Here is a 23234-nt window from a genome sequence, read left to right as displayed (position 1 = left end):
TTATTTAGGAACGTTTACGCTAGTTGCTTTGATTGCGTTACCAGCAAAATCTTGTACAGATGTGATGCTGATTGTTTGAGCGTCTGTTGGAGCTTGAGCAAAAGTAACTTTGAATTGTTTTTCAGATACTTTAGTAACAGAAGCTGCAGCGTTTTGAACTACTTGACCACCTTGGTTTACAGTGTAGTTGTCTTTATCAAGAGCGAACTTAGAAGCTACTTCGTTAGCTGCTTCTTCTGTTCCAGCTTGAACATCTTCACTGAAAGTAACGATAAAGTCGTTTTTACCTGATGTTTCTGTATCAGCAGCAATTGTTACAGTAGGTGATACTGTATCAAGAACTGTATCTACATTTTCAACTCTTTCATTACCAGAAGTATCAGTTGTACGAACTAGGATGCGGTATTTACCGTCAACTGATGGTAAATCGTAGTTGATTGTGTAAGCTTCTGAATCTGAGTTGATGCTTCCGTCATTAATTGTAACACCCGTTTTTCCGTAAGCTTGAACTTGAGTTTCATAGCTTCCGTCTTTGTCTGCATCACGGTATACTGCGTACTCAATGCTAGCTACTTCAACATTGTCATTAGCTACACCTGTAATCTTAACGTCTTTCTTGTTTGTAACTTCTCCAACGTTGGATTTTGGTGTGCTTTCACCTGGGATCGTTGTGTCGCCAGAGTTTGCTGGAGTCTTGAAAGTTCCTTCTTTTGCATTACCGCCAGCTGTTTCTACACCACTTACAGTAACGTTTTGAGCTTTGCTAGTGTTACCAGCTGCATCTTCGCTTCTTACTTCAATTAGGTAAGTTGTCGATGCATTAAGTTGTGGTGTTGCAAATTTGTAATCTTCTTGTTTTTCGTTGAATGAACCATCTGTTGCTGTTGCGTTTGTCCACTCAGTAGAAGTTGTATAAGCATTTGTTGATGCATTGTAAGTAGATACGCGATATTGTACGTTCTTAACATCGCTATCTGCATCTGTTACTGAACCTTTAACTTCTACAGTGCGAGTTGCAGATTTGTAAGTTGCTTCACTGTTTACAGTTACTGGAGCTGTAATATCTTTCTTAGTGATTTCTAGAGTAGCTGCTACTTCAGAATCACTAACTTTTCCAGCTGCATCTACAGTTTGAATGTATACTTTGTAATCTCCACCAGCAAAACCAGTAGTATTGATTGAACCTACAGCTGTTTCTGAAGTTTCATCAAAAGCACCATCTTCTGCTTCTAGGTTTGTCCAGCTTGTGAACGTGTTATCTGGATTTTGGATACGGTAACGAGCTGCAACGATATTGCTAGCATCATCTTTTGCTTTAACATTTAATTTTACAGTAGTTCCTGCATTAGCTGATACTTTTGTAGAAGTTTGAGCACCGTTAGTAAGTGTAGCACTTGCTTCTGGTTTTGCACCATCAGCTACAGGAGTTACGTTAACTGTTTTAGAAGCGATAACAATTCCTTTGTCAGATTTAACATTCTGGATGTTTAGAGAACCTTTATCTTCAGTTGATAGAGCACCGTTGTTAAAAGTTAATGTTACAACTTGACCAGCTGCATAAGGACCTACTGCTTCAGTGTTTACAGATGCACTTGTTGGATGAACAGGTACATTTGTAGTGCTGTTACGATCGTTGTCATAAGTGTAATTAATAACGTTTTGAGCTGTTGCAGTATCAACAGGGCTGTTAAAAATTACTGTTGCTTGGTTTCCTGCCGCACCTACAGAAAGAATAGAAGCTGCTGGAAGAGCGTCAACAGTGAAGCTTCCAGATTTAGCATCAGTTTCTTTGTAAGCTACAGAATAAGAAACAGTTTGCTTAGCAGTGGCTGCTTCTACTTTTTCTACGCCAAACGTAGCTGTTTTAGAGCTAGCATCATATTTGAAATCTGTTGGAGCTACAGAAGTTGCTGTACCACCGTTTACAGATTTAGTGATTGTGAAATCGTTAGCAGTTGGGGCTGTTTCAGGCGCTTTGTTGAACTCAACAGTTACTTTTCCGTTAACTGCTGTTACATCTTGAACGCTTGGTTTAGCAGTTCTTGATTCTTTAACTTCGTAAGCACGAACGATGAATGAAGCAAATTGAGCACGAGTTAGGTTTGTTTCTGGGTTGAATGTTTCAACATCAGTTACACCTAATTTAGAAAGAGTTTGGATATCTTCACGATACTCGCTGTATGCTTTGTCAAGGTCTTTTACTTTAGAAGTATCATCGCTATCAACAAGAGCTTCTAAGCCTAAGCCATTAACAAGTACTTTTGCCATTTGTTGACGTGTAATGTTTTGATCGGGAAGAAGTTTTCCACCGTTACCAGTGAAAACGCCAGCTGCACGTACTTTTAAAGAAGCTTCTACTAGCTCTTTATCAGAATAGTTGCTTGGTACATCTGAGAAGTTCTCAGTTTTAGAAGTGTCTACATCGTCTCCTAGTGTACGAGCAAGGATTTTAACAACTTGTCCACGAGTGATTGTGTTGTAAGGTTTGAAAGTTCCATCGCCATAGCCTTTGATGTATCCTTTTTCAGATGCAGTTGCAATGTTTTGGTAGTGATCTTTAACTGTTTCCTTTGTTACATCAGAGAAAGATGCAGCACTTGCAGCAGGAACGATTGCGCTTGCTACTACAGCAGCAGAAACAGTACCTACTAGGAATTTACGATAAGATTTTGGTTGGTAAGCCATTGAGTTATTTCCTCCTTAAAATTGTGTTCTAGTAAAATAAGACTAATATCAAGAGTTTGTTATATATGTATATCTCTTAACATTAGTTACTAAACAATTACAGATATTAGTATAGGTTTTCATAGATTTTATGTCAATATTTTTAATTAATGTAAAAAATAGAGATTTATATGGATAATCTATGAAAATTAACTAAAATAACTATATTAGGGAAAACCCCACCTATAATTCTACAATATTTCCTATAAGTTTCAATAGTTTTTACATAACTTTGTATTTTTTTAGGTCTTTATCTCCTGTTTCAAACTATTTCTAATAGAGAATAAAGACCCAAATTCAAACAATAAAAAATAATCATAAAGAAAATATTAACTTTTTTTAAGATTTTATAAATTAGTTTGGAATTTCTAAATACCTAAATCATACTGTAACAATATTGTAATATAAGAGGTCTAAATAGGAAAAACAGAATTTATTATTCTAATTATTCAAAATTTTTACATTACTAATACATTTCTTTTTCCCTATCTTTCTTCCACTATTGTAAAATTACCAACTTCATTATAACAAACTGTAGTTCTTTTGTTACATAACTGTAAAATAGAAGCCTGTTTTTCTATGATAAACTGTTATCATCTGTTGAAAAAGGTAGAATAATGAAATTTTAACATAGAAAATTTAGGATAATTTGGAGGATACATATGATTAGACGAGTCACACTGACGTTGATTTCATGCTTTGCGTTACTATTATCGAGTCTACTGCTAGAACCATCTTCATCAGCCAAAGCGGCTAATCTCACAAACTATGATAAGTTATTGCCTGCTGCTTATAAGTATATGGGTGTTCCTTATCGTTATGGGGGAACAACGGCTTCTGGATTTGATTGCTCTGGGTATGTACGCCAAGTGTACAGTGAAGTGGGTATTTCCCTTCCTAGAACAGCTGCTCAAATGTATGGACAAGGTACAGCTGTTTCAAAAAGCAATCTACGTGTTGGCGATCTTGTTTTCTTCAACACATCTGGCAGAGGGGTTTCACATGTTGGAATCTACGTTGGAAATAATGAATTTATCAACGCTGCAAGCTCAAAAGGTGTAAGTATTGCAAAAGTTAACGATCCATACTATTGGGGTTCTCGCTATGTTGGAGCAAAACGTATTTTCTCAACTGGAAACGCAAAAGGCAACTTCCGCGATACTCAAAACAGCTGGGTAGCTAAAGATGTAAATGCACTAGCAAATAAAGACATTGTAATAGGGTATTCAAATAACTACTACCGTCCGAACGAAAGTATTTCTCGTGCACAAACAGCAACAATTCTTGCTAATACACTTGACTTAAAAATGACAAACCGCAAACAGCCTTTTAAAGATGTAACATCATCAGCTTGGTCTGTTGGAGCTGTAAATGCAGTAAAATCTGCTGGAATTTTTGAAGGGAACAACGGTTACTTCATGCCTGACAAAGCTTTAACACGTGCTCAAATGGCAGCTGTATTAACAGATGCTTTTGATTTAAAAGCTAACTCTTCTTATACATTTAAAGACGTGCCTAAAGACAATTGGGCTGCTGCAGATATTTCCGCTCTTGCTGCTGCGGGTATTACAACGGGATATGATGATGGAACATTTAAACCGAATGAGCCTGTTACACGTGCTCAAATGGCAGCATTCGTAAATCGTGCTGTAAGCCGATAATAATATGTAAAGAAAAGAGCTCCCTTTCTCTAAAAGAAAGGGAGCTCTTTTTTATTTCAATGCTGCAGATCTCTGGAGAAAAAGAGCAAATTGACCTCTTGTTACATTTTCATAAGGGCGATAATACTCGTTTAATATTGTAATTTTGTTCTCTGCTAATATATTAATATCGTTATAACTCCAAGAAGTTCTTTTTACATCTTTAAAAACTCTCTCTTGTTCTGCTTTCTTATATACTTTGCTGTAAGCTCTCGCTAGAACAGCTGCCATTTGTTCTCTTGTTAATGGTTCTTTCGGACGAAGTTTTCCTCCCCGCCCCATGATGTCATATTGTTCTAAAATAGCAAGTTGTGTGTAATAGAGATTATCTTTATTAACATCAGTTGCCTTCAGTTTATATGTAGGATTTTTCGTTAACTGCAGTTCCTGAACAAGCATCTTTGCTGCATGTTCACGGCTTAATGGTTGATATGGATGAAATGTTCCATCTCCATAACCTTCAATAACTCTTCTTAGTTGCAGATAGGCTACTGCTGAAACAACTTCATTTTGAACAATATCACTGAATATTGTTACATCTCCACCTTTGATATGTTCTGCTCGTATATATCCGTTCTGCCCGTTAAATGTATTAACTTTATAAAAAAGATGACCATCTTTCAGCAGAGCATTTTCCCTAATTAAAACTGGAGTATATTTCAGGAGACTTGTAAGCCCTTTTCCCCCTGGTTGATTATATAAAACCCCTGTATCAGTATAAACATAGCCTTTTTGATTATTTGTATATAAACTTGTTGCTTCTGTTGCCTCTTCTAAAGGATAAACTTTCTTTGTTAACTTAACTACCCCATTATCTTGGCTAGCTTCTACATATAAGAGTTCTTTTAGATCTCTATCTACTATATCCTCAATATATTTGTATACAGAATGCTGAAAGCTATCTTTTTTTTGCGGATTTGTATCTTCTGTAAAACCCCTGTATGCTATAAGGGCAAAATACCAATGTTCTAACATTTTCTGATTTTTGTTCTTCATAGAGGGCAGCGTATTATCATCAAACTGCTCTTTTAATAATCTTACTCCAACTTCAATATTGTAAAGTGGGCTATATTTTAAGGATTCGAAATCAATATTCTGAGCTGTAGCCTGTTCAGCTGTTAGTTTTACTCCCATAATGCCTATTCTACCGTTCTCATCTATTTTAGGCTGCTCATTTTGAAACTGTTCATAATTGGAGCTTTGTGCTGCAACTGCTGTAATCAATTCGTAGGGAACGCCCTGTCTTATTCCCTCTTGGAGCATTTTCTCTTCTATTTCCTCTTTAGTTAGATTTAAGTGTTCGATAAGCTTAGCATTGCTTGTTTTACTCTCCTCTATATTTTGAAGATTGATCTTTAACCGCTCTGATCCCCTATTAAAACCATTTTCACTATGCTGAATAAGTTTGAATACTATGCCGCTATTTTGGTCTCTTGAGAAAAGCCAGCTTGATTTACTTCCAAGCTTCTCACCTTCATACCATTTACGTACTTGCATCACACCTTTAAAAGTATCTAAAAGGATTGGTAAATATTTATCTTTATCATCTTGGGCCATTAGATAAGTGTCATGTGTTCCAAGTTTTAAAGCGGTTAATTGTAAGCTAAGTAAATTGGAGGATTTATAATCTGTAAAATAAAGCGGGATAGCTTCTTCTCGCTTATATCCTTTTTCTTGTATAGCGTCTGTCCAATATTGTTGGATGCTCTTGTTTTCAAACGGTGACTGAATTTCACTATTCAGTGGCATATGGGTAGCAATGGCTTTGCTGGAACCAAATAACTCAACATAGTCTTCAGCTAATATCTCTGATAAATCCCATTTGTATGGAACAGGGTTTTGATTGAATGGCTTGTACTGTGTCATATGACGAATTTGTGCATATTGAGAGTCTTTCCATTTGCTAGGAACTAAATGTTCTTTTTTAAAAAGATGATAAAACGTAAAATGATGTCCATACTCATGGGCCATAGTTGAAGCAATACTTTCTACTGTTGAATATTTATCGCCTCCATAAAGATGAATTTTTCGATGTGGGGAAAGCGAGACTGATTTACTTCCATACGTATATTCAGCAAAATATTGTCCAAGAACATCTTGTCCAGCTGGGTAGTCTGAAAAAATATTAATGGTTGATAAAAGCTTGAGTTCTTCCCCATGCTTATTTTTAAGCAATTCTGTTTCAAGCGCTTTTAGTTTTTCTATCGTATTCCATTTTGTACTATAGCTTATAAAAGTAACACCAGAATCTCCCCTGTACGTCATTACTTTATTTTGATAATAATCTTCATAATCAAACTGAGCTGTTTTTAGTTTTGTTTCATCCACAACTTGTGCAGAAGTATTTAAAGGGTGGATAATAAAAAACAAACTGACAACAAAAAACATAGGTAACAGCAGTTTTTTCATCATTTACTCCCCCTTACATATTAGTCCTTTTTTAGATTAATATTCTACTATTACCTTATTATTCTAGACCACAGAAAAACAAAAAGCTAGCTTTCTTATATACTAGAAAGCTAGCTTACATCATTCTTATCTATTGTTTTGCAATTGTTAATTTGTAAGGCTTGGCACTAGAACGCATTTGCTTATCCTTAATTTCCACAAAATATTTTCCTTTGCTAAGATCTGCGAATCCAACTTCATTATCACCAATATAATAGTTGTTTAACTGTTTTACGAGTGTACCTTTTTCATTATAAACATTAATTACACCGTCAATCTCTTTTGGGGCATCCATATTTAGCTTGTATGTGCCCTTTTCCGAAACGTTAAGAGCATAGAAATCTCGATCACCAAAATCAATTCCAGCATTTAAGTATCCTGCTGCTTCCCATGCATTCTTGCCTTTTGCTTTAAGAGAGATTGATTTTGAAGGTACATTATTTTTAACAGTTGAACCCTCATCCTCATCTTTCTTTGTTAACGTGTTTAGCAACATCTCGTACCCACCAATGTTTGAGCCACCGTAGTTTTCGGCAACAATGAAGTATCCTGTTCCTTTTTTCGCTTTGAACGATCCTGATTCAATTCCTCCATCAGTTTTGTCAAAGAGGATAACTTTAGAGGCTTCATTGTTATCTATTTCCATATTTCCATTTGTATCTTCTACGATGGTGATCATAAGATCAAGTGGCAATCCCATTTCAAGCGGGAGGCCTTTCTTTTGGTTTTCACTAACAGGTAGCGGATTTGCATAGAACCCATACAATCCATCTTCTTTGCGATGCTTGTAATAGAATGTATCAATGTCACCTAATGGAGCAAAGTTTCCTTTTACAGGTTGATCCGGTTTTAAAACAGTTGCTTCAATTGGCTCATCGTTTGCTTCATTTTGATCAACTGGAGCATCTTTTACTTTTACCGATGTTAATTCATATTTATCCAGTGATAGTGGTGTACCATTTTGAAGATGAATGTAGTACTCTTGACCCTTTTGAAGCATGATTGTTGTTTCAGAGGTTCCTTCACTCCCCCCTGTTAACAAGTCCATTAAAGGGTCTCCTGAGCCACTTAGTTGGTTTAGCATGCCTGATTCTTTATCATACTGGAATAAACCAATCATAGGTTTAAGTGTATTTGTTCCATTAGTTGATAGTTTATAGAAACCATCTTCCTTTACTTTTACTTTAAACCAATCTTCATCTTCTAGCTGTTGGAAATAGCCTGTCCCAACGGAACCTATTTCATAATTTCTAGCATCTTTAAGAATAGCTTCTGTTGTCTCTTCATCAAATTCCATATACTCGCCTGTTAGTAAATCAGTAAGAGCATCATATTTTTCCTTATATGTTGTTGGTTCTGGTAAGCTTTCTTCCTCTTCAGGCTCTTCTACAGGAGTGGGGATAGCAAGTGGTAGACTATCTTCATCTTCTGGTAGATCTTTTACATTTGCTTTCAAGTCATAAGGAATTAGAGAACCAAGAACTTCTTGTATTTCTTCGTCAGAAGAGCCTCCCATCATTAACGCCATCATCATATCTAACATTTGTGACGAACTTACAGGACTTGATGTAACTTCTATAATATAAGAGGTATCTGGTAATGCTTCAAAAGCAAGTCCTTCCCCTTCACTCATTCCATTATTATTTGCCGCATATTCTGCAATTGGCCATTCTTCTCCTTCAGGAAGATCTGCTGGAGGCTCTTCTTTAAAAGCTGCTTCATCGTATACTTTTATTTCTGTATCCACTCCTGGGAGTGCTGAAAGATCTAGATTCACTTTTTTGCCCTCTTTAAAGGACATACGGAAATAATCACTATCTGCTCCTTCTTCACTATTAATAAGAGTTAAATCTCCTTCTGATTTTTTACTGCTATAAGGAAAGCTTTTAATTTTAGCTGGTTTCTCTTTTGATGCTTTACTATCATTAATATTCGTTCCTTTAGTTAACTGAAGTGTATATGTTGAAGCTCCTGATGTACTGTAATTTTCATTTCGGTCTTTAACACCGATTAACAGTTCTCCCTTTTGTTCTGCTTTATAAAGGTAACCTTCTGTTTTTCCTTGGGTCACACTATCTACATCTACCTCTTGTTCTGTTCCATCTTCACCTCTAAATTTAAGTTCTAGCTTATAGTCATAGTTTTTAGAAGCATCTAGAACGGTTTGTAGAAATTCACCTTTTTCTACATTGACTTTATACCAATCTTGCTGAGCTGGTTTAATTAATGAGCCTGTCTTCTTAACGGTTCCTTTTCCAACCTTAACAGCAGTTGCTTTTTTCACAATCTCATCCATTGTTAGCTTCTTAAATGAAGGAAGCTTATTTATATCAAAATCAAGTGCCTTAGATGGATCAACAAGTCCATATCCATAATCCATATCAAACCCTTTATTCCCTAAATCCTGAGCTGTTTGTTCTAAAATATATTCTACTTGATAGGAGTTCAAGTCAGGATACTTTGATTTAATAAGGGAAGCTACTCCTGCTACTGCCGGTGAGGCCATTGATGTTCCACTCATTTTAACAAAGGATGATCCTGATTCTGGCGTATAAACAGTACTATAAATATCTTCACCTGGTGCTACAACATCAATGTTTGGACCATATGTTGTAAAGTAAGCCTTTTTATTTTGATCATTTGTTGCTCCAACAGTAATCACTCCATCATATGAACCTGGATAGTTATAGACCATATCTCCATCATTTCCTGCTGCAGCTACTACAACGACACCATTATCTACAGCTTTTTTAATAGCTTCTTCAACAAGCGGAATTTCAAATGAGGCTCCAAGACTCATATTAATAACGTCAGCCCCATTGTCAACTGCGTGCATAATGCCATCAGCAAGTACATAGTCAAAGCTACCATTTTGATCAAAGATATTTACAGGCATAATATTGGCGTTTGGATTAACCCCATATCCACCAACTCCATTCCCTTTCTTACCTGCAATAATACCTGCAACATGTGTCCCATGGTCTCCTGCATATCCAGGGTTTGCTGGATCTGTTACGCTATAAGGAGCAAGCAAATTTCCTTTTAACTCCTCATGATTTGTATCTATGCCTGTATCAATAACAGCCACATTTACTTTATTTTTGCCTGCTTTTTTCAGGGCTTCATCGACTTTTAATGTTTTTAAATGATACATGCTGCTTGCTTTTGGATCACTTATTTTTGCATTACTTTCTGTTGCAAATGTTTTAAGTTTCACACTTGGTGATGCACTCTTAACGCCATCTACTTTCTCATATTTTGAAATAGCTGTCTCAATCTTTTGACCTTTACCTATTCTAACTACTTCATATTGAAATTCCGGATATGAACGGATAACCTTTCCACCTAGCTTCTTATGTACTGAAGAAGAAAGTTTTTTGCTGTACTTTATAATGATGGTATTATTACTTAGGTTCTCCTTTTCTGCTTTTTTCTGTTGATAAAGTTTTTTGCTCTTTTCACTTTGAGACAAATTAAACTTCTCCATTACTTTGCTTTTCTTCTCTTTTACCTGTGATGCATTACTCTCTACTGCAGCTGAGGCAAAGGAGGGTACTAACAGGGTTAATCCTAATACTAGTGCAGTTAGAGTACGAAGCCCTTTCTTCATATAAAATCCCCTTTCAAATTAAGAAAAATTTTCATCAGTATAGTTAGACGATTCAAAATCAAATAGGTTACAAAAATAATAGAATTTTCTTAATAATTTTTTTATTATTTTAATAGAATTAAAATAATAAAGCAGATGAGAAATCCTTCACCTGCTTTTTATCTATCAATTCGTTATATGTTTTACAAAACGCTTTGCTTTGTTTTTAAAGGAATTTACTTCTGAAATATTTTCAAAATCCTTTATTGTTACTTTAGGTCCAATTCCTTGTCTTGCCAATTGGTATGGATCATCATTTTGGCTGACATATCCTGTTTTTGTTGTAAAAGCATACTTAAAACCAGCTTCTTTTATAAGATCAGCTGTGTGTGAAGTATAATGACCAAATGGGTAAACAAATAGTTCTGTTTGATTAAGAAGATTTCTGTTTAACTTTAAGTCCTTTAGAATTTCTTCATCCGATTTCTTAAGCATGTCCCCTTTTCCATCTTCACCTAAGTTATGTAAATTGTCTGTATGTGCTCCTAACTCAAATACACCTAGAGTATCTTTAATGTCATTCATTTTCATAAACTGATGCTTATCTGGATCCCACGGACCATCATTTCGATTTGTACGACTTGTAATAATATTTTCAATAGCATGTAAGTCATACTTTTTTAAAATAGAATATGCGTAATGTTTCACATCCCTACGTCCATCATCAAACTGAATCATGACAGTTTTAGCTGGAAACTCTTTTTTTTCATTTAGAAATTGATCTAGCTCATGGATTGTCATTGTATGGTAACCGTTGTCATGAAGCCATTTCATCTGTTTCTCAAATGCTTCCACTGATAGAACATCTGGTTGGTTTTTATAAAGTTTGTTTTCACCTTCTAACAATAAGCGGTGATATGTTAAAACAGGGATCATATCTGCCTTTTTAGTAAAACTTATAATAAATAAGGACGAAACTGCTGCAGCAATTAGAACGACTAAAGCTACGACTACTGTTATCTTTTTCTTCACATCATGTCATTCCTTTCAAAAGATTAGACATTGATGAGTATAACACCTTTTTTAACTTAATTTTCTAATTAATAATCATTTTTTCATAGGTTAATTGTCCTTTTCTTTCTCTCGATCTCTAAAAATTCTACTTATTGGTTTTTACATAAGAGTTTATACCTTTAAAACTACTGTTTTTTCAATGTAATGACAATTACCCCTTCTCTTTTCACCTTTACATTTCTATTTATAGATTATTATCTTCTATTGTAATTACCTAAATATTCTAATATACTTGGTTGTGGAAATTATAATTAGGAGTTTTAGCATGAATAAAAGGAAATTACTGTATTCATTATTGTTTTTATTCGTATTCGTTACTGCGTTTGGGATTTATGCCTCATTTCAAAAAACTATCACTAGAGCAGATGCATATCAAGCTCTAGTTGTCCAAAAGGAATCAGTAGCCATTTATGAAAAAGCCTTACATAACAAAGGCACTAAAGTTAAAGGCTATCTAGTGAAAGGAAATGCTTACATCAATTATGTTTCGTTTAATACAGATTGGTGGAGAATTCCTATTGGCAATTCATTTGGATATGTGTCTAAAAAAGAGACTAAAATAGAGGAAACTGGGGCACCTCGTCCTGAACAGGTTTCTTCTACTTTTCATGGAGATGCTATTTTAACAGAGGAAAAAACCCCTATTTATAGCTCTATTTCCACAAGCTCCAAAAAAATAGGCCAGTTTGATGCACACATCCAAATAGAAGTGATAAATCAAAATGAGAATTGGTCAAAGGTGAATCTAGGAGGACTTGTAGGATACGTGCAAAAAGAAGATTTGCAGATTGATAACGGCATTCCAGTCTTAATGTATCACAATCTTTTTAGAGAAGAAGAAAACCATAAATTCAAAGATACATTTGTAACGATTACCCCGGAGTTTTTCGAAAGCCAGATGAAATGGCTCCGTGATAACGGTTATCACACTATTTCCCTTGAAGATTTACAAAAATATGTTGAAAAGAAAAAGGCATTACCCGATAAATCATTTGTAATTACATTTGATGATGGATTTGTCTCGACTCGTCAATATGCTTATCCTATCCTTAAAAAATATAGTTTTAAGGCTGAAAATTTCATTATTACATCCCGTACACCTGATCAAAGTCAGCCTTTTGTTCCTGATCAGCTTACTACACAAGCTTTAAGTATGCAGGATATGGAGAAAATGAAAGATGTCTTTTCCTTTGGAGCCCATACTCATGCTTTACATAATCGCAAAGATGCTCATACAAGTGGATTATTAACACAGCTTCCATATGATGAAGTTGTGGCAGATCTAAAATTAAATAGAAAGGAACTTCCTACTCCCTCTTCTTACTTTGCCTATCCTTATGGAAACCTAAATGAAACTGGTATAAGAGCTGTAAGGGATGCCGGATTTAAATTAGCCTTCACAACGCAGGAAGGAAGAGTCTTTCCAGGAGATAATCCATTAATTCTAGATCGTAAAGGGGTTTATCCAAATATGGATATGGAAGATTTTAAAAATATCTTTGCAACTTCTAATTGAAAAGGTGAGGAATTCCTCTCACCTTTTTTATATAAATTTCTAAGCAGGAAATTATATATAATCTTTACCATATAACGGTGAAGCAGTAAATAAAGAGTGCTATACTAGTTTTGTAGAAAGTCTAATATGCTAGGAGAGTTGTCGCATGGTGTTATCATACATCAAGAAAGCAATGGGCGATAAGCAAGAAAAAGGGTTAAAAAAGTACTTTAAAATTATAGAAGAAATTAACAGTCTTGAAGAACAATTTACACAGTTGTCAGATCAAGAGTTAAAACATAAAACAGTTCAATTTAAAGAAGCCTTAGCCGAAGGGAAAACGGTATTTGATATCCAAGCAGAAGCATTTGCAACCGTTCGAGAAGCATCGAGACGGGTGCTTGGTATGCGTCATTACGATGTACAGATGATTGGTGGGCTTGTTCTGACAGAAGGAAATATTGCTGAGATGCCAACAGGAGAAGGAAAGACACTTGTCGCTTCTCTCCCAAGTTATTTACGAGCTCTTGAAGGAAAAGGTGTCCATGTTATTACAGTGAACGACTATCTCGCAAAACGTGACTGTGAACTTGTTGGGCCAGTTCACGCCTTTCTTGGTTTGACAATTGGACTTAACATAGCTGGCATAGATTATGAAAAAAAGAAAGAAGCTTATAATGCTGACATTACTTATGGAGTCGGAACAGAATTTGGCTTTGATCACCTTCGTGATAATACAGTTATTGACCTGGCTCAGCGTGTTCAGCGACCATACCATTTTGCTATCATTGATGAAATTGATAGTGTTTTGATTGATGAAGCAAAAACCCCCCTCATCATTGCTGGCAAATCTGGCGTAAGTGATAATCTTCATCAGCTTTGTGTTCAAATTGTGAAAGGCTTTATGAAAGATGAAGATTATCACTTTGATGAAGAAACGAAAGCAACAGGATTTACAGAACAAGGGATTGAGAAGATTGAAAAAGGCTTTGGAATTGATAATTTATACGATGTAGAACATCAAACTCTATATCACTATATGATTCAGGCCCTTAGAGCCCTTGTTATGTTTCATAAAGACGTAGATTATATTGTAAAAGATGATGAAATTGTTCTTGTCGATGCATTTACAGGACGCACAATGGAAGGCCGTACATTAAGCAATGGTCTTCATCAAGCTCTTGAAGCTAAGGAATCCGTAACAATTACAGAAGAAAATAAAACACAAGCTTCTATTACAATCCAAAATTACTTCCGTTTGTATCCAACCCTTAGTGGAATGACAGGAACAGCTAAAACGGAAGAAAAAGAGTTTCAACAAGTGTATGCAATGGACGTAATTCAAATCCCAACGAATCGTCCAATTCTAAGAATTGATGAAAGTGATCAAATTTATGAAACAGTGGACGAAAAATATAAAGCAGTAACAAAAGAAATTATCCGTGTACATCAAACAGGACAGCCTATTTTAATTGGCACAACTTCTATTCGTCAATCTGAAACAATTGCCCAATCTCTACAAGATGCGGGTCTCTCTTTTCAACTTTTAAACGCTAAGAGCATTGAACAAGAAGTTGAACTTATCTCCAAAGCAGGCACAAAAGGTCAGATTACAATTGCCACAAATATGGCAGGACGCGGAACAGATATTAAGCTTGAAGATGGTGTTGAGGACCTTGGGGGATTGTTTGTTCTTGGAACAGAACGACATGAATCGAGACGGATTGATAATCAGTTGAAAGGACGAGCTGGACGTCAAGGTGATAAAGGAAGATCACAGTTTTTCATTTCTCTTGAAGATGATATGTTTGTACGCTTTGCTCATGAAGAAGTAACTAAACTGCGTAAAAATCTTCATAAAGATAGCACAGGTCTTATTCAATCAAAGAAAATTGCTGATTTTGTCGATAAAGTTCAGCGTATTTGTGAAGGAAGCAATTATGGAATTAGAGAGTATAATTTAAAACTTGATAACGTTATTAATGAGCAGCGCAGCGTTATTTATGAATTAAGAAATCGAATTTTAACAGATGAAAGCATTCTTACCCTTTTAACACCTATGATTTCCTCAACTGTTCATTATTATGTAGAGGGATACTGCTCACCTGAAGTTCTTCCAGAAGACTGGGATCTTAATTCCCTAACAATTGATTTAACTAAGGTAATTGGGGAAAGTATTTCATTAGATATTAAAGGGATTGCAGAAATTCAGGATGTTCAAGAGCAAGTAGAAGAAGCTCTCCAAAACTATTTGGACTTAATTAAAGAAGTCATTGAAGAGGAAAAACCATTAGATGGTTTCCTAAGAACTGCCGTGCTGCAAATTGCTGATCGAGAGTGGATTAAACATATTGAAAATATGGAGCGTTTAAAAGAAGGAATTGGTATGCGAAGCTATAGTCAAGAAGACCCTATGCGTCAATATCAGCGTGAAGGTCTTGAGCTCTTCTCGACTTCATACCAAGAGCTTGAATACTATATGGCAGAAGCACTTTGTCAGGCAACAGCTTCATTAAGAGCAGAGAAATAATATAAAGATAAGGGTGCTCCATTCATTTTTGAGTGACACCCTTTTATATTGAAAGGATGAGAAATTTGTTTCGCTTTTTTAAACGTGGAGAACAGAATATTAAGAAACAAGGTCTTGATAGTACAATTGAATCAGAAGAAAGAGTAACAAGGGAAGATCAAGAGGCTAGCATCTCCCCTAAACTTTCACTACATCCTGATTGGGAAGCAACAGAAGAGGATCGCTATGTTTATCAGTTTTTGAATAATAACTGTGCACCACTGAAACCTAATCAAGTTTCTTTATCAGGTGCAAATCTCACAAAAGATGAAAATGGAAATGCTGTTGTAACAGCTCTTGTCCGCACAAGCTTGTCAACCCCGTTAACGCTAGATGTTATGAAACTTGTGTTAATGGATAGTGAGAAAAATATTATTGCTAAAAAATCTTTTAACTTTAAAGAGCTTGGCGAAATTCCTCCTGCTTCAAGCAGACCTTGGCAGTTTACTTTTGAAAAAGAAAGCTTAAAAACAAAAGATCTTCCAAAGGAAAATTGGACATTGGCTTTCCAAGTAGCTCCCCCTCATAAGTTAGATTTAGATGAGACTTGGGAAAACAATTTATCAGAAAATGAAAAAGAGAGCCTCAAGAATCTTGTTGAAAAAGAGATGACTCCTCCTAAAGATGGAGAAGTAAATTTTCAAAGTCTACAAGCAGATCAGGCCAAGAACGGAAATCTACATATTTCCCTTCTACTAAGAAATGGAACAGATCAAGATGTAACATTTGAACAGATTCCTCTCATTGTAGAAGATGCCATGGGAGAGCAAGTAGCAGAAGGCGTTTTCCAAACAAAAGATCTACTAATTAAGGCATATACAACAAAACCGTGGACATTTATTTTTCCAGCAAGCTTAATTCAAAAAGAAAATGCTGATTTCAGTCGATGGAGAGCATATCCAAATCAATAATAAGTAAGATAAAAACGATCAAAAGTTTAGCATAAATGCTAGTTCTTTTGATCGTTTTTTCTTTCTACATTTCTCGTAAAAAACTTTTCATTTTTGTTACAAATACTAATGTAATAGGACAATATAACCTCTATGTGGTAATATATAACTCGTTATGAAGCTTTAGACTCATAAGGATTAATATTCTTATAGTTCTTAATATCTTTTAATTTATAACAAATTAAATCTATTAATCGTACAGAAAGGAGCTTTTGGTTTGAAACGTTTATCTTTGTGTTTGACGATTTCATTTGCTGTTTTTGTGCTTGTTTCTCCCTTCTCTACACAACGCGCAGAAGCTAGTAGCGATATAAACAAAAACATTATGGGCGATTCAGTGTTAACAGCTTCACAAATGGCAGCATTCGTACATAGTAAAAACCCAAGCAATATTCGTCTTCATGGCATTACGGTAGAGGAACTTGCTCAACTCTTTCTTATTGCTGGAAAAAATGAAGGGGTACGAGGAGATGTAGCTTTTGTACAAGCTCTAAAAGAAACTGGGTATTTTAAATATGGCGGTGACGTTGTTCCAGAACAAAATAATTATGCTGGAATTGGGACAACTGGCGGTGGTGTAAAGGGACATTACTTTGATACTCCTGCTACTGGTGTTTACGCACAAATTCAACATCTAAAAGCATATGCTTCTAAAGAACCTCTAAACACTCCACTTGTTGATCCACGATACAAATATGTGACAAAAGGAATTGCTCCAACTTGGCCAGATTTGCAAGGTCGATGGGCAATGCAACCAAGAGGGAACTACGGGAATGATATTCTTTCAATTTATGAAGAAATGCAGAACTTTGCTTCTAAAATGAAGCCACCAGTTGAAAATGAAGGTTCTATTACTCTTCCAAATAAAGATCCAAATCCATTCCCTGCAGACGTTTCTAAAAACAATGAAGCATATGAAGCTGTACAGTTTTTCTTAAAGAACGACGTTATTGATGGATACGATATTGAGGGAAAAGTTTATGTAAAACCTTACGACAATATCACAAGATATCAATTTGTAAAGATTCTTGTTCAAGCTCTTGGCCTTGAGAAAGACGGAGATGCTCCAACATTTACAGACGTAAATCCTAATGATAAAGATTATGTATATCTTGAAACAGCAGCAAGTTTAGGGATTGTAAAAGGAAGCAATGGGAAATTCATGCCTTATGAGAAAATTAAACGTGAACATATTGCAGCTATGGTCTATCGTGCAACAGAGCAGCTTTTAGACTATAACCAATATAGCGGACAAGAAAAAGCATTTAAAGATGTGAACACCTCTTCAGAGTTTTATGAAGCTATTTCTAAATCTTCTGCAGCTGGCGTTATTAATGGTTTCTCTGAAACAGAATTTGGTCCCACTAAATATGCGACACGTGCACAAGGAATCATGATGATTTATAGAGTAATGGAAAAGGTTAATGAACAAACAAATTCGTAATAAAGAAAAACCTACTTCATCTGAAGTAGGTTTTTCTTTATTATGCATGACTTTTAACCTATAGTACACTCGTTTTTACATATAAGAAAAGACGCTATATATACAGCGTCTTTTCTCACTGGGCTACCAACCGAGGTTATTATTTCAAAAGAAGGAAATATTTATCTACGCCTCTATTTTATCATCTATACAACAAATCGACAATTTGTTTTTTCTACTTTTATGAAGGTTTTTAGGAAATTTATGATAGTCGATTAAACTGCCCATCTCTGCGCTTATCTTGCTCAATAGATGTTGCAATAACGGCAAAACCAATCATAAGTAGGAAAATCAGATCAAGCAATCCTGTATGAATGGAAATCATAAAAATCGTTGTAACAAAACCATACGCAATTGTTTGATATGACTTTGTTGTTGTTTGTCTCATTCTGTTGTAAAGAAGAGATAGAATAATACCGAAGATACCCATTCCAATAACAATTCCAACGTATCCTCCGTCCATATAAAACTGACCAATAACAGTTGGCGTTGTTGTTCTTCCAGGTCTTGTAACATACTCTCCAACCTGTTTTACTGCATAATCGTTAGCTGCTTCTGTTACAATCATACGCGGTGATTTTTGCTCACCTGGAAGCACTGTACCAAGAATACTTTTATGAAGTTCTCCATTCAGGTAACCGTGATCTTCTGTATAATCTTCAATTTTGCTTATAACAATACGGCCTGTGACCATTGTTTCAGTTAAAGCTCGAACCCATTTTGGAGTTTCATTTACCTTACGAATAGCTTCTTGCTTTTCCGTGATTGCTTCTTCCTGCTGATGTTCCTCTTCAACTTGAGGACCTTGACGTGTATTAAATTCTTTCGATGTATCCTCTGTTAATACACGGAAGAGTCCGAAGAGAGAAAATGAAATACCAATAACGGCTACCATTAAGATAATCCAGGATGTTTTTACTCTCTTTACTAAGTAGTGAAAAGCAATGAGTGATGTAAAAAACATAATAGCAATTGGTGTACGATATCCCATAAGGATAAACGCCACAAGGATTAAGGCAATAATAACACCGTAAGAGATCTTCTGTTTCTTCGATAAACGACCACCGCTTCCTACAACACCATAGAAGACAATAAGAAGACCGCCAAACCATAATAGGGAACTTAGGAAGTTAAGTTTTGGATCTAGATTACGACGTACAGATTCATCTGTAATTCCAATTTGACCTGTAAAAAGCATAGCTAAGTAGCTCACTAATCCTACAAGAGTTAGGAGATAAACAAAATAAATTGTTTTTCCTTTCAAAAAGGAAAGTCCAAATTTCGGAAATTTCCAACCAAGCTTTTGGATTAAAAATACAGCTATATAATAGGCAATAAGACCAACAATAACCGGTAGGAAAATATTGTTATAGGCCTTAAAGTACTGAATGCGACCAAAATCAAACAAACTCATAAAAAAGTAAATAGCAAAGATCGCTGGAAAGAAGATATAAGGTGAAAAAACGTCACCTTTATTAATAAATTGAATAAGTCGATTATTTTTAAACATAAATAAGGTTGTTACTACAAATATAGTAACGTTTACCTCCCCTCAGATGCTTCTCGTTTTAGTTGTTTAATGTTCATAAGTTCTTTCATTGAACGTGATCCTGTTAGGAACAGAACAATAAAGTACGAAATAGCTCCTATAATAATCATAACCATTAAATATACATATTCATTTGGGCTGTATGTTTCTACAGTCCCCTTCATCAACATCAGCAATCCAAACATTGCACATGTAGCGATAAATACTTTTCCATATTCCATTCCAACATAAGATAGAGAGAAACCATTTATCAATTTATACAGAGTTGTAAATGTAATAGCAGAATATATTAAGGCAACAAGTGAAAATGAAAGAGCAAGTCCTGATGCCCCTAGAGTATTAACAAGAATAGCATTTAGAATAACGTTACATATAATAGAGACAATTCCCACTCGTAACATATAATGTCCTTTTTCTAACGTATAAAACCCTTTTGCAATAACAGCTTGAATACTGTAGAAAAGTGCTGAGCCAACGTAGAATATTGCATAATGACTCGTGGCAGCAGTTGCTTCAGCTGTAAATTTCCCACGTTCATAGACTACTTTTACAACCTCAGGCATAAGAATAAGCATCCCTGCAAGAGTTGGTGCTAGGAATAAAAACATGAGCGAAAGCCCCTTTTCAATCCCTCTTTTAAAGAGCACCTTATCATCTTGTGACTTTGCACGAGCAAGCATAGGAAAGATAATTGTTGCAATTGTTACACCAAACACAGCCTGCGGAATATTAATCAGCCTGAAAGCAAGATTTAAATTTGTTGCCGCTCCGTCCCCAAGCTGAGCTGAGAAAATAGAGTTTACAAGCAAGTTAACTTGTCCAACTGCAATTGTTAAACCTACAGGAACAAAAATATAGTAGAAGGCTTTGATTTCGCTCCAATCCGACTTTTGCTTCCAATCAATAAAATTGGTTGGCTTAAAATACACAAGTTTGATTAGAAATGAAATTAGCGTCCCAACTAAATAGCCAAGTGGTACTGAATAAATACCAAGCTGTGCATGGAAGAAAATTGCTCCTCCAATTGTACAGAAGACAACAATAGTTTGGGAAAATACAGAGAAGGAAAATTTTCTTTGAGCGTCAAAATAGCCTTCAAAAACAGCGTTGACTCCAACAAGAAGAATGGAAGCAAAATAAATGACAGATGTCCAAATTGCTACATCTTTTGCTTCGCCTTGAAAATCATTATAAATGAGGGGCACTATAAAAGGTGACAACATCATTCCGATTAAAGCAATCAATGTCGCAATAACGGTTGTCCCCTTCACAACGTTTGTTAAGTGAGAAAATCCTTTTCCTTTTGCATCATATTTATAATAACTCGGTAAAAAGGCTTCTTTCATTCCCGTTAGCATAAATAAAACAATAGCATTTGGAATGACCATTGAAACTGTGTATGCATCTGTAATTCTAGTACTTCCAAAATAGTTTGTAATGGCTACATCCCTAAGCATACTAGAGAACTTTAATACAAACGTTGATACGAAAAATAGCAGTGTAACAAATTTAAGTTTTGACATTATACCACGTCTATCCTTTGAGTACTTTGATCAAAAATTTTGGTAAGATTAACTGTCTTTTAAAACGCCAAGGTTCTTTGATGAGGCGGTAAAACCATTCAAGTCCAAGACGCTGGAAGAAAGCTGGGGCACGATTTAATCGCCCAGAAATTACGTCAAATGAGCCGCCGACTCCTTGATAAACATATGGAGCTAATTTCTCCTTATGATTAATAATCCAATTTTCTTGGGTTGGACTACCTAGTGCTACAAAAATGATTTCTGCACCAGAACCATTGATAGTTTCTTCAATGACTTTCTCATCTTTTTCGTAGCCATTCAATGTACCGACGATGTGAATTCCTGGATACATTTCTTCAAGCTTTGCTTTCGCTTCATCTGCGATCCCGGGTTTTGCTCCGTAGAGGAAGACTTTTTTCCCATGAAGATGAGCTTGTTCACAAAGTTTCATCATCATATCAATTCCTGTTACTCGTTCTTTAATATTGCCTTTTTTTAACTTTGAAGCAATAAGTACACCAACGCCGTCTGGAATTTGGTATGTAGCAGCATTTAGCAGGTTCCTAAGAGATTCATCTTCCTGCGCCTTCATAATCTTTTCTGGATTAATGGCTACGATAAACGACTTACGCTTGTTCTCAATATCACTTAATAAATGGGACGCAAGCTGATCATACGTTTGGTCGCAAACATCTACTCCTAAGATGTTTTCCTTCATCTAATCACCTAATTTAGAAAATAGTAATAGTTTCGTAAACATAATGTTTCAAGCGGCACTCTTAATAAGCGCCGCTTTTAATTGTTCATCATACTTCTGAATGTTTAGAATCACCTAGTAAGAAAACATCGAACTGATTATCTTCCCAAAGCGTACGATCAATACAGTTCTTAGTATCAAAGATCATCTTCGTACGCATACTACCCTCTACTACTTTCGGATCAAGGGTTTTAAACTCATTATGATCGGTTAAAATGACAATTAAGTCTGCATGATTAACTGCTTCTTCTAAGCTCTGTGTTTGTTTTGCTAAGTTATTTTGTTTAATATGAGGGTCATATGCTGTGTAATCCACACCTAGTTTTTCTAAGTGTTCAACAACTTCAACAGATGGACTTTCTCTCATATCGTCAATGTTTCCTTTAAATGCTAGACCAAGCACTGCAACACGTCCGTTGTTAATTCCCTTTTCTTCCATGATCTGTTTTGCTTTTAATGCCGTGTATTCTGGCATAGAATCATTTGTTTGACGAGAAAGAGAAATAATTTTGGCTAGTTCTGGTTGAAGCTCAACAAGGAACCATGGATCAACAGCAATACAATGTCCTCCAACACCAGGGCCTGGTAAATGGATATTTACACGAGGATGGTAGTTAGCCAACTTAATCGCTTCCCATGCATTCACACCAATTTTCTCACTAACCTTAGCTAATTCATTCGCAAAAGCGATATTTACGTCACGGTAGGTGTTTTCAATTACTTTTACCATTTCTGCTGTTGTAGCATCTGTTACGTGAATGTTTCCTTTTACAAATGTTTTATAAAGATCAACAGTAAGTTGGCTTGATTTCTCATTAATTCCCCCAACAATACGGTCATTCTCAACAAGCTCTTCAAAAACTCGACCAGGAATTACTCGCTCTGGTGAATGAGAAACAAACAGCTGTGTACCAATTTCTAATGGCGATGTTTTAAGTACTGGCATCATCACATCTTCAACAGTACGAGGAGGCACTGTTGATTCAAGGATCACCAAGTTACCTTCTTTTAAAAATGGGACAATTGATTCTGTTGCTTCACGTACATAATCTAGATTTGCTGTCTTATCAGCTTTAATTGGAGAAGGAACAGCAATAATAAATACGTCTGCTTCTACAGGCTCTGTTGAAGCGGTAAAATGACCGCTTTCAATCGCTGATACAAGACGATCTTGTAAGCCGTTTTCTTCTATATGAAGTTGCTTATTATTAATTAATTGTACTGCTTTCTCATTAATATCTACTCCATGCACTTTTAGTCCATGGTTTGCAAACATAACAGCCGTTGGCAATCCAATGTATCCAAGGCCGACTACGCATAACTTCTTTGACATTTCAAAAGGTCTCCTTTACATGACTTGCTTTGAAATTTAA

Annotated in this window: 13 protein-coding genes; 5 read left to right on the top strand and 8 right to left on the bottom strand. The window is 35.6% G+C overall.

The genetic code is table 11. The annotated features are described in order from the left end of the window. On the bottom strand, positions 1-2685 hold the full coding sequence (locus BM012_RS11035) for an S-layer homology domain-containing protein (protein ID WP_061804766.1): 2685 nt from the start codon (positions 2683-2685) through the stop codon (positions 1-3). A gap of 701 nt (positions 2686-3386) precedes the next feature. On the opposite strand from BM012_RS11035, the gene BM012_RS11030 reads away from it, so the two are divergent. After that, the gene (locus BM012_RS11030) at positions 3387-4385 is read left to right on the top strand and encodes a C40 family peptidase (RefSeq protein ID WP_061804767.1); all 999 of its coding nucleotides are present in this window, start codon (positions 3387-3389) and stop codon (positions 4383-4385) included. A 51-nt stretch (positions 4386-4436) separates the two neighbouring features. Here BM012_RS11030 and BM012_RS11025 read toward each other — a convergent pair whose 3' ends face one another. From BM012_RS11025 to BM012_RS11015, 3 genes are all read right to left on the bottom strand, one after another. After that, positions 4437-6833, bottom strand: a complete 2397-nt coding sequence (locus BM012_RS11025; protein WP_061804768.1) for an S-layer homology domain-containing protein — start codon at positions 6831-6833, stop codon at positions 4437-4439. A gap of 130 nt (positions 6834-6963) precedes the next feature. Continuing rightward, a complete protein-coding gene (locus tag BM012_RS11020; protein WP_061804769.1) occupies positions 6964-10482 on the bottom strand; it encodes a S8 family peptidase in 3519 nt (1172 codons plus the stop codon). A gap of 165 nt (positions 10483-10647) precedes the next feature. Then, a complete protein-coding gene (locus BM012_RS11015) occupies positions 10648-11493 on the bottom strand; it encodes a polysaccharide deacetylase family protein (RefSeq protein WP_061804770.1) in 846 nt (281 codons plus the stop codon). Between the two features lie 307 nt (positions 11494-11800). Between BM012_RS11015 and BM012_RS11010 the strand changes: the two genes are divergently transcribed. The 4 genes from BM012_RS11010 (at position 11801) to BM012_RS10995 (ending at position 17993) form a co-directional block, all read left to right on the top strand. Beyond that, on the top strand, positions 11801-13051 hold the full coding sequence (locus tag BM012_RS11010; protein ID WP_061804771.1) for a polysaccharide deacetylase family protein: 1251 nt from the start codon (positions 11801-11803) through the stop codon (positions 13049-13051). Between the two features lie 148 nt (positions 13052-13199). Beyond that, complete coding sequence (gene secA2 / locus BM012_RS11005; RefSeq protein WP_061804929.1) at positions 13200-15560, top strand: accessory Sec system translocase SecA2; 2361 nt, start codon at positions 13200-13202, stop codon at positions 15558-15560. A gap of 65 nt (positions 15561-15625) precedes the next feature. Next, complete coding sequence (locus BM012_RS11000; protein ID WP_139210333.1) at positions 15626-16510, top strand: accessory Sec system S-layer assembly protein; 885 nt, start codon at positions 15626-15628, stop codon at positions 16508-16510. 256 nt (positions 16511-16766) lie between these two features. Beyond that, a complete protein-coding gene (locus BM012_RS10995) occupies positions 16767-17993 on the top strand; it encodes an S-layer homology domain-containing protein (protein WP_064505004.1) in 1227 nt (408 codons plus the stop codon). A 241-nt stretch (positions 17994-18234) separates the two neighbouring features. On the opposite strand, the gene BM012_RS10990 is transcribed toward BM012_RS10995, so the two are convergent. The 4 genes from BM012_RS10990 to BM012_RS10975 all read right to left on the bottom strand — a co-directional run bounded on the left by BM012_RS10990 (position 18235) and on the right by BM012_RS10975 (position 23194). Continuing rightward, a complete protein-coding gene (locus tag BM012_RS10990) occupies positions 18235-19542 on the bottom strand; it encodes an oligosaccharide repeat unit polymerase (RefSeq protein ID WP_061804772.1) in 1308 nt (435 codons plus the stop codon). Between the two features lie 32 nt (positions 19543-19574). Then, the gene (gene murJ, locus BM012_RS10985) at positions 19575-21104 is read right to left on the bottom strand and encodes a murein biosynthesis integral membrane protein MurJ (RefSeq protein WP_061804773.1); all 1530 of its coding nucleotides are present in this window, start codon (positions 21102-21104) and stop codon (positions 19575-19577) included. Between the two features lie 10 nt (positions 21105-21114). Further along, positions 21115-21822, bottom strand: a complete 708-nt coding sequence (locus BM012_RS10980; RefSeq protein ID WP_061804774.1) for a WecB/TagA/CpsF family glycosyltransferase — start codon at positions 21820-21822, stop codon at positions 21115-21117. Positions 21823-21910: 88 nt separating this feature from the next. Beyond that, positions 21911-23194: a nucleotide sugar dehydrogenase gene (locus BM012_RS10975; RefSeq protein WP_061804775.1), complete on the bottom strand. Its 1284-nt coding sequence runs from the start codon at positions 23192-23194 to the stop codon at positions 21911-21913. Between the last annotated feature and the right edge of the window lie 40 nt (positions 23195-23234).

Source organism: Priestia endophytica DSM 13796 (assembly GCF_900115845.1).
GTDB lineage: Bacteria > Bacillota > Bacilli > Bacillales > Bacillaceae_H > Bacillus_I > Bacillus_I endophytica.
The sequence above is the reverse complement of the archived record's forward strand: the minus strand, read 5'-3'. Positions and strand labels throughout refer to the sequence as shown.

Excerpts from the sequence above, each read along its gene's own strand:
- BM012_RS10975 (WP_061804775.1), bottom strand. The coding sequence starts at position 23,194 with ATGTCAAAGAAGTTATGCGTAGTCGGCCTTGGATACATTGGATTGCCA.
- BM012_RS11035 (WP_061804766.1), bottom strand. The coding sequence starts at position 2,685 with ATGGCTTACCAACCAAAATCTTATCGTAAATTCCTAGTAGGTACTGTT.
- BM012_RS11030 (WP_061804767.1), top strand. The coding sequence starts at position 3,387 with ATGATTAGACGAGTCACACTGACGTTGATTTCATGCTTTGCGTTACTA.
- BM012_RS11025 (WP_061804768.1), bottom strand. The coding sequence starts at position 6,833 with ATGAAAAAACTGCTGTTACCTATGTTTTTTGTTGTCAGTTTGTTTTTT.
- BM012_RS11010 (WP_061804771.1), top strand. The coding sequence starts at position 11,801 with ATGAATAAAAGGAAATTACTGTATTCATTATTGTTTTTATTCGTATTC.
- BM012_RS11020 (WP_061804769.1), bottom strand. The coding sequence starts at position 10,482 with ATGAAGAAAGGGCTTCGTACTCTAACTGCACTAGTATTAGGATTAACC.
- murJ (WP_061804773.1), bottom strand. The coding sequence starts at position 21,104 with ATGTCAAAACTTAAATTTGTTACACTGCTATTTTTCGTATCAACGTTT.
- BM012_RS10980 (WP_061804774.1), bottom strand. The coding sequence starts at position 21,822 with ATGAAGGAAAACATCTTAGGAGTAGATGTTTGCGACCAAACGTATGAT.
- BM012_RS10990 (WP_061804772.1), bottom strand. The coding sequence starts at position 19,542 with ATGTTTAAAAATAATCGACTTATTCAATTTATTAATAAAGGTGACGTT.